At 61.8% G+C, this 12,265-nt stretch carries 5 protein-coding genes; 3 read left to right on the forward strand and 2 right to left on the reverse strand.

Going from position 1 to position 12,265, the window contains the following annotated elements:
* Positions 1-714: thiol:disulfide interchange protein DsbG (dsbG, locus tag HX846_RS23050; protein WP_256739862.1), on the forward strand; the 714-nt coding region annotated here is incomplete at its 5' end.
* A gap of 61 nt (positions 715-775) precedes the next feature.
* On the opposite strand, the gene HX846_RS23055 is transcribed toward dsbG, so the two are convergent.
* Positions 776-3,364, reverse strand: a complete 2,589-nt coding sequence (locus tag HX846_RS23055) for a hypothetical protein (protein ID WP_178966151.1) — start codon at positions 3,362-3,364, stop codon at positions 776-778.
* Positions 3,365-3,496: 132 nt separating this feature from the next.
* Entirely contained in the window at positions 3,497-11,392 is a 7,896-nt protein-coding gene (locus HX846_RS23060; RefSeq protein ID WP_178966152.1) for a non-ribosomal peptide synthase/polyketide synthase, read from the reverse strand.
* Positions 11,393-11,600: 208 nt separating this feature from the next.
* On the opposite strand from HX846_RS23060, the gene HX846_RS23065 reads away from it, so the two are divergent.
* Both HX846_RS23065 and HX846_RS23070 read left to right on the forward strand, forming a co-directional pair.
* On the forward strand, positions 11,601-11,852 hold the full coding sequence (locus HX846_RS23065; RefSeq protein ID WP_003208165.1) for a type II toxin-antitoxin system HicA family toxin: 252 nt from the start codon (positions 11,601-11,603) through the stop codon (positions 11,850-11,852).
* Complete coding sequence (locus tag HX846_RS23070) at positions 11,849-12,205, forward strand: type II toxin-antitoxin system HicB family antitoxin (RefSeq protein ID WP_003208166.1); 357 nt, start codon at positions 11,849-11,851, stop codon at positions 12,203-12,205. The genes HX846_RS23065 and HX846_RS23070 overlap by 4 nt, the downstream gene beginning before the upstream one ends.
* Positions 12,206-12,265: the final 60 nt, after the last annotated feature.

Consider the following 12,265-nt stretch of genomic DNA (forward strand, 5'->3'; position numbering starts at 1 on the left):
GCCAGCCTGGTCCACGCCGAAGACTGGCCGGCGCCGATCAAGAACATCGAGGCCAAGGGGGCCAAGATCATCGGCAAGTTCGATGCGCCCAGCGGCCTCACGGGTTATGCGGCGCAATACCAGAACCGCGGCATGGCGCTGTACCTGACCGCAGACGGCAAAAGCGTGATCGCCGGCAACCTGTACGACGCCGACGGCAATGACCTGAGCACCGCGCCGCTGGAGAAACTGGTGTATGCGCCGATGGCCAAGGAAGTCTGGGCCAAGATGGAACACAGCAACTGGATCCAGGACGGCAACAAGGACGCGCCGCGCATCGTGTACCTGTTCAGCGACCCAAACTGCCCGTACTGCAACATGTTCTGGGAACAGGCACGGCCGTGGGTGAAGTCGGGCAAGGTGCAGTTGCGGCACATCATGGTGGGGATTATCCGTGAAGACAGCCCGGGCAAGTCGGCCGCGCTGTTTGCCGCCAAGGACCCGCAACAGGCCTTGGAAGCCCATGAGTCGGCCGGTAAAGGCAGCAAGTTGCAGGCGCTGGAGAAGATCCCGGCGGATATCCAGGCCAAGCTTGATTCGAATATGAAGCTGATGGACGAACTGGAGTTGTCGGCCACGCCGGCAATTTTCTATCTGGATGACAAGGGTGGGTTGCAGCAACAGCAAGGAGCGCCGTCGCCGGATAAGCTGGTGAAGATTCTCGGTCCGAAATAATCAGCCCTAGCCTGTAAAGACAATGCCCGCATCGAAGCGGGCATTGTCTTTTCAGCGCGGATTAAATCCCCTCGACCAGGAAATCATCCATGTACCAATCGTTGCCGCTCGTAGCGCCTTCATGGCTATAGATTTCCAGCAGCACGGGAGCGATGGTTGGCGTAAAGGTGAAGCTCAGTGTGTGCCAGTTCAGGTCAACCAACTCTTCCACCGGTGTTTGTTGAATGGAGTCTTTGCGCAACGATAACTTGGGCGTCGCGAACGCAACGCTGTACCGTCGAACCCGTACAGAAAACCGGTAAGTAAAACCGCTCTCCAAATCCAAGAAGCGCCGCTGCAGGATCGGGCCGAAACTGTTATTGGTAAATGTGAAATTCCTGACTGCGTAATCGGGCTTGCCGTCAGGTCCCGTCCCCATATATTCAATGCTGATATCCCTGGCATCGGGTGCGCCTGACCCTACGGTCCATAAACCCAAGGTCTGATCGTTGAAATCCGTCAGGTCTCTGTACTGCTTGCGCAACAGCAACATCAGCACAGGGAACACAATTGCTTCGCTCACATGGGAGCTGCCGTCCGCCGTAACCTTGAACACGATGTTCAATACGGACCTGTGGCGAAACTTTTCCAGTTCCTCACGAGGCAGAACGTGCGACAACCCATGGTTTGCCTGCTCTTGCGTGATCGGCTCATTGACCAGCAGCTTGAGGGTATGGGACGACCCGTCGAGCAAGGTTCCCGTACATTCCAGCCAGCCCTTTTGCCCCGCCAGGATGAACCACCAGGCTTGCAGCGTAATCTCGGCATCCCCGGTAAAGGTGCGCAAGTCCAGTGTCCCCTGGCCACCGGGCAATTGAGTGGCCTGCGGCACCTCTGGCGCAGGCAAACGCTGCGGGACACTGATCTGTAGCTCCAGGTCAGCTGACGTGACGTGCTTGCATGCGCTCGCGACGCTGTAACTGACGGGCACTGTTTTGCCGCTTCCAGCGATTACAGCCTCGCGGGGAATGGTGAAGTCAACGTACTTCGGATCAGTGTTACCCGGCTTGGGTGGCAACGGCAGGCAACTACCGTCCGATTGTGTCCAACACACGCTGATCTCGTCATGAGCACTGATGTGGTCATATTCCACCCGTGCCGTCACGCCATCACGGCCATTCCATACCGTCAACTGCGAGCCCACGGCCTCCCGAATGGTCAAGGGTTTCAGGACCAGGTCTTCCTGATGAATATCCAGGTGCAGCACAGGAAACGGCTCGGCGCTGGCCCTGTCGGACCGGCCATCGAAGTTCACCGCAAAATGCACGTCAAAGCGGCTGCAATCGGCCAGCTTTTGCAGGTCGCGCCGGGACAGCAGCGTACTGACGCCCTCCTGCAGCCATTGCTCGGAGAGCGGCTCGCCGCCCAGCACATCGAAGCGATAAGGCGCGCCATCTTCCCGCTCACCGGTTACCCACATCCAGCAGGGCTGCCCCAAGGCGCCGTAGGCATAGGCCGCCACCGTCAGTTGCGCGTCCCCCTGGAACGTATTGAGGTCCAGCGTACTGCCCGTGGCCTGTTCCACCTGCGGCTTGGGCAGGCCGGAGATATTCAGGATTTTTACCGGTCGCGGCAGCGCCGACCAGGTTTGCCCTTCCCGTCGGACGGTGTAGCGGACCGACACCTGCTTATTGAAATTGGCGCTGATGGCTGACGCCGGCACATTAAAATCAACAACGTCCCGATTGTCGGCCTGCTTGCACTCGAGTACCGGAGTGCCTGCCCCGGCAGTCCCTTCCCAGAAGGCGCAAACCCAGTCGCAAGGGCACATATGCTCATAGCTGACCCGGATGGTCGCACCGTCCTGGGTATTGACCGGATTCAATACGAGATTTTCAGGTGTGATTTGCGTGGCTTCCACCACCGTGGGCGCTACGAGATCCAAATGAGGCTCGATGAGCAACGTCAACACCAAACCAGAAATCAGCCGATACACCGGCCTGGAATCCGCACGCGGCAAAAACTCAACGTAGAACGCAATATAAAGCTCACTGTCATGCTTGAGCGTGGCTAGTTCGGCACGGGACAACTTTCGGGTCCAGCCATGGCGCACGTCCTCCTCTGTTACCGGTGCATTTTCATAAGGGTAGAGACTGGCCTTGGACCCATCAGGGTAAATCCCCCCGATATAGACCTGAGCCACTTGAACCGGGTCGATGAACGGCCAGGCGTCGACATGCAGAACCGGGTCTTCACCGCACAACAAGGACAGGTCCAGAACACCGCCTGAGGCTTGAAAGATCTGCAGTTGCGGCAAATTGGACGGCAGCTTGATGAATACGTCGGCAACGGGGGAAGGATGTTCCTCGTCATCGCGGGTAACGACATAGGAAAACAGCGCGAAGTTATCAATGCGCAGCCCTACGTAATACGGGGGTACGTGGAACTCGACCGAGCCCGCTTCGACGCCATCCTGGGAGGCAATCGGCGCGTATTCCCCCGGTGTCGACTCCCAGCGCAACACAATACTGTCGGTGCTGAGCATCCCTTCGTAGAACACCCGGACAGTAGCCCCCTCCAGCAACTGGAGCGGGTCAACCCGGGGCTCTCCCTCGGCCTCGATCAACTGTGGCTTGGGCAGGTCAAGGGTCAACGGTGATGACTTGGGCATGATAGAACTCCATTTCAGCGAGTGATGGTGTTGCCCATCACACGCCGAAATGCCCCCCTTGCCTACTGTCAGAATTCACAGTTCGAACCTTAACAACCGCGCCACCCGACGAGTGGCGCGTTGCGCTCCGAGTTAAAAACCCTCCAGCTCCGCCATCAAATCACTCAACCGATCCACCTTCTCGGCGCTGATCTCATTCGCCGCCAGCCCGTCGATATACCCCGCCAACGCCTCCACCGTGCTGCACTCGAACATCGCCCGCAACGGCACATCCCGCTGCAGCGTCTTCTGCACCCGTGAAGCTATCTGCGTGGCCAGCAACGAATGCCCGCCCAGTTCGAAGAAGTTGTCCTGCACGCCGACGCGCTCGACCTTGAGCACCTCGGCCCAGATCCCGGCCAGCGTCTGCTCCAGCTCATTGCGCGGCGCCAGATATTCCTGGCTGTGCAACTGGCCGATCTCCAGTGCCGGCAAGGCCTTGCGGTCCAGCTTGCCGTTGGCGTTCAGCGGCAACCGGTCGAGCCACAACCAATGCAACGGCACCATGTATTCCGGCAGCTCGGCCCGCAGGCGTTGCTTGATGCGATCGAGGCGCTCACCCGGGTTGAGCTGCGCATCCGCCGCCACCAGGTAGCCCACCAGATGCTTGCCGTTGACGCCCTCCTGCACGCCCACCGCCGCATCCCGCACTTCAGGCTGCTCATGCAGGCGCGCTTCGATTTCACCCAGCTCGATCCGGTAACCGCGAATCTTCACCTGATGGTCGATGCGCCCGACGTACTCCAACACACCGTCGCTGCGACGGCGGGCCAAATCCCCTGTTCGATACAACCGGTCCGCACCCAATGGATTCGGCACAAACGCTTGCGCCGTGCGCAGCGGATCGCTGACATAACCACGACCCACGCCGGTCCCGGCCACGCACAACTCGCCGACGGCGCCTTGAGGCACCAGTTCCAGCGCACCGTCCAGCAGGTACAACCGGTTATTGTCGGTCGGCGTACCAATCGGCAGATAAGTGCCACGGGTCGACGCCAGGTCGACGCGGAAGAACGCCACGTCGTCCGAACATTCCGCCGGGCCATACGCGTTGACCAGGCCAATCTGCGGATAACGCAGCAACCACTGGTGCGCCAGTTCCGGCGGCATCGCTTCACCCGTCGGCAGCATCCAGCGCAAGCCATCCAGGCTCATGCGGTCTTGGGCGAGCATGCCCTGGATCAGTGACGGCACGCTTTCCAGCACGGTAATGCCCTGGGCCTGGACGTGAGCGAGCAAGCCTTGCGGATCATGGGCAATGGTATTTGGCACAATGTCCACCCTCGCCCCGAACAGCGGCGCCGCGAGGAACTGCCACACCGAGATATCGAAACTTTGCGAGGCGGTCTGGGCGATCACATCGTGCTCAGTCAGTTGCAGATACGGCACCTTGCTCAACTGGTTATTGAGCATGCCGCGCTGTTCGACCATCACGCCCTTGGGCAGGCCAGTGGAGCCCGAGGTGTAGATCACGTAGGCCAGGTTATCCGGCGCGCTGTAGATGCCCGGGTTCTGCTCTGAACCCACCAGCTCCTCCCACACCAGCAGCCTCGGTCGCGAGCCACAGGCAAACTCTTCCAGCAACAGATCCGCCTGTTCCCGACAAGCCTCGGTGCACACCAGCAACGGCGTACGACTGAGGTCGATGATCCGGCTCAAGCGCTGGGTCGGCAGCCCCGGATCCAGCGGCAAGTAACCCGCGCCGGCCTTGAAGCTGCCGATGATCATGCCCAGCAAATCCAGATTACGTTCAGCCAGCAACGCCACCGGTTGGTCCAGCCCGACACCCGCGGCAATCAGCGCATGGCCCAGGCGGTTACTGCGCCGGTTCAGCTCAGAGTAGGTCCATTGCTGATCCAGGCAACTGGCGGCAATCCGCTGTGGATGCTGTGCCACCTGGGCTTCGAACAGCTCGATGTAACTGCGCTCCAGCGGATATTCATGCTCGCTCTGGTTGCAGCCGTCCACCAGGAACTCACGCTCCTGCTCGCCAATCAGCGGCAAGTCGGCCATGTCGCCATGGAAGCCCTGCACCAGCGCCAGCAGCAGCCGCTTGAATTCAGCGAGCATGCCTTGCACGGTGGTTTCATCGAAATAACGCTGGTCGTAGGACAGGTGCAAGCCCAGGTCATCGCCCGGGTAGCACACGGCCGTCAGCGGGAAGTTGGTGTGGGTGCGACCGGAATCCGAGGTGGCATTCAGGCTTTGCGCACGGTCCAGTACCGAGACTTCCACCGGGGCGTTCTCGAACACGAACAGGCTGTCGAACAGCGGCTGGCCTTTCGGCAGTTCGCTGTGCTCCTGGATGGTCACCAGCGGCAGGTACTCGTACTCGCGCAGTTGCATATTGCTGTCGAGCAGGCCGCTCAACCATTGGCGCACGCTGCACTGCTGATCGTCCTCCGGCAGCTTGACCCGCAAGGCGATACTGTTGATAAACAGCCCGACAGTGCGCTGCATCTCGGGCATTTCTACCGGGCGCCCGGCCACGGTGACGCCGAACAGCACGTCGCGATCGCCACTCAAGCGCCGCAGCACCAGGGCCCATGCCGCCTGGGCGAAGGTGTTCACCGTCAATTGATGAGCCTGGGCCAGCTCGCGCAATTGCGCGCCGTCGCGCACATCCAGGCGGGTGTAGCAGTCGCCCACCACCATGCCGCCGCTATGGCCGGCATGTTCCCGCAGGAACGGCCGGTCGCTCGGAATCGGTGTGGTGCGTTCGAACCCTTGCAGGTTCTGCTGCCACCACTGGCGCGCCTCGGCGAGGTTCTGGCGTTGCAGCCAGGCGATGTAATCGCGGTAACGCGGTGGCGTCGCCAGTTGCGCTTCGCGACCTTCGCCGAGGGCCATGTAGATGTCGAAGAAATCGTTCATCAGCAGCGAGCGGCACCAGGCATCGATCAGGATGTGGTGGTTGCTCATCATGAACCAGTAGCGGGCTTCGCCTACGCGGATCAGCCGCAGGTGGAAGGGCGCCTGGTTAAGCAGATCGAAACCGGCTTCACGCTCGCTTTTCAGCAACGCTTGCAGGCGCGGTTCCTGCTCGCTTTCCGGCTCCTGGCTCCAGTCGAGGTACTCGATCGGCGTGCTGCCGGGCTTGTGGATAACCTGCAACATGTCTTCGCCGACGTTCCAGCAGAACGAGGCGCGCAAGGCTTCATGACGGGCGATCACCGCCTGCCAGGCCTGGGCGAAACGCTCGGGGTCCAGGGCGCTGTTGATGCGGTAGCGGTCCTGCATGTAGTAGAGGCCGGTGCCCGGTTCCAGCAGGGTGTGCAGCAGCAAGCCTTCCTGCATCGGGGTCAGCGGGTACACGTCTTCGATGGCATTGGCCGGCACCGGCAGCGCATCGAGTTGCCCCTGGGTCAGGTGCGCCAGCGGGAAGTCCGATGGCGTGGCTTGCGCGGCCGGCAAGGTGCAGCAGTGTTCGATCAGTGCATGCAGCTCGCTGGCATAGCGGTCCACCAGTTGCTGCACGGTCGCGCTGTCGAACATCTCGCGGCTGAAGCCCCAGCTCATCGACAGTTCGCCGCCATAGACCTGGCCTTCAACCGTCAGCCAGTTGGCCAATGGTGCCGCCAGATCCTGTGCCACACCGCTGGTTTCGGCAGACGGCACAAACAAGGCCGCGTCGTCGAACTGACGGTCGAACTGGCCCAGGTAGTTGAAGGTGATCCGCGGTGGCGCCAGTGCCGCCAGCTCGGCGCGTACTGCCGGGGACGCCAGATGACGCAGCACGCCATAGCCCAGGCCTTTGTCCGGCACCGCGCGCAGTTGCTCCTTGATCGACTTGATCGAACCGTCGAGGTCATCGCGGGCGGTGAGGTTGACCGCGAACAGGCTGGTGAACCAACCCACGGTGCGACTCAGGTCGATGTCATCGAACAGGTCTTCGCGGCCATGGCCTTCAAGCTCGATCAGCGTGCCTGCCTGACCGCTCCAGCGACTGATGGTGCGGGCCAACGCGGTGAGCAGCAGGTCATTGACCTGCGTGCGGTACGCGGCGGGCGCCTGTTGCAGCAACTGACGGGTCCGTTCGGCGTCGAGTCGCCACTCGATTTTTTCACCCTGCGCATTTTGCAGGCTGGCGTCAGGTCGGTCGCACGGCAGATCCTTCGCATCCTGATGCTGTGTTTTCCAGTACATCAGTTGTTCATCGAAGCGCTGCACTTGCTGTTCGAGCCGCGCAGTCCAGCCCTGGAATGCACTGGTTTTCGGCGGCAGCTCAATGCCGCCGCCTGCCGCCAATTGTTCGTAAGCCTGCTGCAGATCTTCCAGTAATACGCGCCAGGACACACCGTCGACCACCAGGTGGTGAACGATCAGCGCCAGCCTCTGGCTGCCATCGGCCAGCGTGACCAGCAAGGCTCGCAACAGCGGGCCGTTTTGCAGGTCAAGGCTGCGCTGCGCCTCGTTGCACAAGGTATTCAGGTGTTCCGCCGACTCGGCATCGCGTAGCCACAGATCAGCGCTGGCCACTGGAGCATCGTGTTTTTGCTGCCAGCCCTCGGTGCTTTCGGTAAAACGCAGGCGCAAGGCATCGTGGTGATTGATGATGTGCGTCAGCGCTGTATCGAGCCACTGCACATTCAAGGCCTCACGGGGAGTCAGCAGCAGCGATTGGTTCCAGTGTTCGCGCACCGACATCCCGCGGCTGAAGAAATGCTGCTGGATCGGCCCGAGCACGGCATCACCGCTCACCGGCCCCTGATCCACCGCCGAGCGTTTATCGAGGGTGGCGACCAGTGCCAGGCTGCGCACGGTCTGGTACTGGAACAGGTCACGCGGGCTGACGCGGATGCCGGCCTGCCGCGCACGGCTGACCACCTGGATGGAGATGATCGAATCGCCGCCCAGCTCGAAGAAGTTGTCTTCCAGGCCTACGCGCTCAAGACCGAGCACATCCTCCCAGATCGCCGCCAGGGCTTTTTGCAATGCATCCTGTGGCGCCACGAACGCTTGCTGCGGCGCAGCGTCCGGCAACGGCAAGGCCTTGCGGTCGAGCTTGCCGTTGGCGGTCACTGGCAATTTCACCAGCGGCATCAGGTGGGTGGGCACCATGTATTCCGGCAGGCTGTTCAACAGCCACGCCTTGAGCTCCGGTTGCCACGGCGTGGCAGGCTCGCCTCCCTCCAGCACCAGGTAAGCAACCAACTGTTTACCGCCCTGCACCAGCACCACGGCCTCGCGCACCAGCGGGTGTTGCATCAGGCGGGTCTCGATTTCACCCAGCTCGATACGCAGGCCGCGCAGCTTGACCTGATGATCGAGGCGGCCGAGGTATTCGATCACACCGTCGGCGCGCTGGCGCACCCGGTCGCCGGTCCGGTACAGCCGCGCACCGTCATTGAACGGGCACGGCACAAAACGCTCGGCGGTGAGCGCCGCGCGGCGGTGGTAACTGCGGGCCAGCCCGGTGCCACCGAGGTAAAGCTCACCGCTGACGCCTGCCGGCACAAGGTTGAGTTGCGCGTCGAGGATGTAGGTTCCCAGATTGGCAATGGGACGGCCGATGGGCACGCTGTCGGCACCTTCGTCGATGCAGGTCCAATAGGTGACGTCGATGGCCGCTTCAGTCGGGCCGTAGAGGTTGTACAACCCGGCGCCCGGAAGCTTGGCGAACACCTGCAACTGCGCATCCAGCGCCAGCGCTTCACCACTGCATACGATGCGCTTGAGGCTGGCGCAGGCCTGCACGCCCGGCTCGTGGATAAATGCCTGCAGCATCGACGGTACAAAGTGCAGCGTGGTGATAGCGTGTTCGCCAATGGTCTCGATCAGGCGAGCCGGCTCGCGATGCTCGCCGGGTGCTGCGACCACCAGCCGTGCGCCGCTCATCAATGGCCAGAAGAACTCCCACACCGACACGTCAAAGCTGAACGGGGTTTTCTGCAACACTGCGTCGCTGGCATCCAGGCCATAAGCCTGCTGCATCCAGCACAGGCGGTTGACCAGCGCACGATGGCTGTTGCCTGCGCCCTTGGGCTTGCCGGTGGAGCCGGAGGTGTAGATCACATAGGCGAGGTTCAGCGCGTGCACGTTGACGGCCAGAGGCTCGCAGCCGTAATCGTCGAGCCAGCCTTGTGCCTGGTCGAGTGCGATGACGTTGATGCCGTCGACCGGCAAGGTCGACAGCAGGCTCTGCTGGCTGAGCAGCAGCCCGATGCCGCTGTCTTCGATCATGTAAGCCAGGCGTTCGCGGGGGTATTCAGGGTCCAGCGGGACGTAGGCGCCGCCGGCCTTGAGAATCGCCAGCAGGCCGACCACCATTTCGATGGAGCGCTCGATGCAGATCCCCACCAGTACGTCCGGGCCAACACCCTGCTCGCGCAGGGCATGGGCCAACTGGTTGGCGCGCGCGTCGAGCTGCGCGTAGGTCAACTGCGTCGCGCCGAACACCAGGGCAACGGCCTGCGGAGTGCGTTGTACCTGGTCTTCGATCAGGTGGTGGATGCCACGTTCGGTCGGGTACGCCTCGGCCGTCTGGTTCCAGTCATGCACCAGCACGTGCTGCTCTGCGGCGGCGAGCATCGGCAGTTCACCGATGCGCTGGCTGCCATCGGCGACCATCGCCTGCAACAGGCTGAGCCAGTGCCGGGCCATGCGCTCGATGGTGGCGGCGTCGAACAGGTCATTGGCATAGGTCAGCGCGGCGTGCAGGGTGCCGGACTTCTCGTAGGTGTCCAGGCTCAGGTCAAACTGGGTGGTACGGCCTTGCCATTGCACCAGGGACAGTTCAAGCCCGGAGGCGGTGTTGACCGCGGCGATGTCCGCCACTTGCGGCTGATGGTTGTACATCACCTGGAACAGCGGCGTGTGGCTCAGGCTGCGCTCGACTTTCAAGGCTTCTACCAGGCGTTCGAACGGCAATTCCTGATGGGCCTGGGCGCCCAGTGCGTGTTCCTTGATGCCTTGCAGCAATTCGTCGACGCGGGTTTGCCCGGTCAGTTCGGTGCGCAACACCTGGGTATTGACGAAGAAACCGATCAGCCCTTCGACTTCGCTGCGGTTGCGGTTGGCAATCGGCACGCCAACCCGAATGTCGCCCTGCCCGGTGTAGCGATGCAGCAGCACGTTGAACGCGCCGAGCAGCAACATGAACAAGGTCACATTGTGTTTTTGCGCGCAACTGCGCAACTGCGCAGCCAGCGCCGGATCAATCGCAAAGTCATGCCGGGTGCCCTGGTAGCTGGGCATCGCCGGGCGTGGATGGTCGATGGGCAGTTCCAGTACCGGGTGCTCATCTCCCAGGCGTGCCTGCCAGTATTCCAGCTGACGAGCCTGCTCGCCGGCCTCCAGCCAGCGGCGCTGCCACAGGGCGTAGTCGCTGTACTGGATCGGCAGGGCCGGCAGTTGCGGCGGCTCGTTGCGCTCATGGGCGTCGTAGCAGCGAATGAACTCGTCGATCAGCACGTTCATCGACCAGCCGTCGGACACGATGTGGTGCAAGGTCAGCAGCAGCACGTGTTCCTGCTCGGCCAGCTTGAGCAATTGCACCCGCAGCAGCGGGCCGTTGGCCAGGTCGAAGGGCAACAGCGACTGACGGGTAGCGGCCTGCATCACCGCCTGCTCACGCTCGGCGGGTGCCAGGGCGCTGAAGTCCAACTGTTCGACAACCAGCGGCGACTGCGCGGCCACTTGCAACAGACGATCATCCGCCTGGCGCTGGAACACCGTGCGCAACGTCTCATGGCGGGCCACCAGGCTGGCGAACGCCTGCTCGATCGCCGGCAGGCTCAAGGCGCCCTTGAGCCGTACCGCGCCGGGCAGGTTATAGGCGCCACTGGCCGGATCCAGTTGCCACAGAAACCACATCCGCTGCTGCGCATAGGACAGCGCCTGCCGGTCCTCGGCCTCCACCCCTGCCGGGATCGGAAACCGGGAAAAATCCACCCCTTCCTTGTGCAGCGCCTGGAGGAACATCTGGCGTTTTTCCAGGGGCAACCCGATAAACCGGCGAGCAAGTTTCAAGGAGTCTTCAGCGTTCATTTCTTGGGATCCGGGGCAATAGGCAGGAAGCACAAAGGCACGTCGTCCCTATAAAACGAATCCGGAAGGGAAAAATTAGCGGGGATTGGGGGCGCAGACCACGGTGTCATCAAGGGTTACATCAAACACCGAGAGGCTCGGCGCGGCTGTCCTATCATTGACGCAACCCATCAATTGCAACTACATTTAGTTGCAGGCGAGAATCGCCGTGTCGAAAAATGAAAAGCTGCTGGCCAAACTGCTCAATGAGCAATCGGCCTTTACCTGGCCCGAACTCGTCACGCTGCTGCGGCGCCGGGGATACACGCAAATCGAAGGGGCGGGTAGCCGGGTCAGGTTCGACATAGGCGACCCCAGTGCAATGATCACCCTGCACAAGCCTCACCCCGGCAACGAACTGAAACACTACATTCGGCGCCAGATCATCGAACAATTGAAATCAGGAGAACTGATTCAGTGAACAACCAGCTGAAACACAAAGGCTACATCGGCTCCATCGAAGCCAGCATCGAAGACAACTGCCTGTTCGGAAAGCTGCTTTTCATCAAGGCCCTGGTCAGCTACGAGGGTAAAACCGTCGCCGAACTGGACGCCGCCTTTTGCACCGCCGTGGACGACTACATCGAGACCTGCCAGGCCCTTGGGCAAGCACCGGAAAAGCCCTGCAAGGGTTCGTTCAACGTCCGTGTCGGCCATGACCTCCACCTGGCCGCCGCCCTCGCCGCGACCCGGCAAAAAGTCACGCTGAACGATCTCACGCGCCAGGCGCTGAACGAATTCCTGCAACATCGCGGCGCACTGGTGACCGGGTAATCACCCCAGCCGCCGATACCCCAGCACCGCCGCCCCAAGCACCACCGCACCCGCCGCCAG

This window comes from Pseudomonas sp. K5002 (genome assembly GCF_013386655.1).
Taxonomy (GTDB): domain Bacteria; phylum Pseudomonadota; class Gammaproteobacteria; order Pseudomonadales; family Pseudomonadaceae; genus Aquipseudomonas.

Coding starts and splice junctions, on each gene's coding strand:
- HX846_RS23055 (WP_178966151.1), bottom strand. CDS start 3,364: ATGCCCAAGTCATCACCGTTGACCCTTGACCTGCCCAAGCCACAGTTG.
- HX846_RS23060 (WP_178966152.1), bottom strand. CDS start 11,392: ATGAACGCTGAAGACTCCTTGAAACTTGCTCGCCGGTTTATCGGGTTG.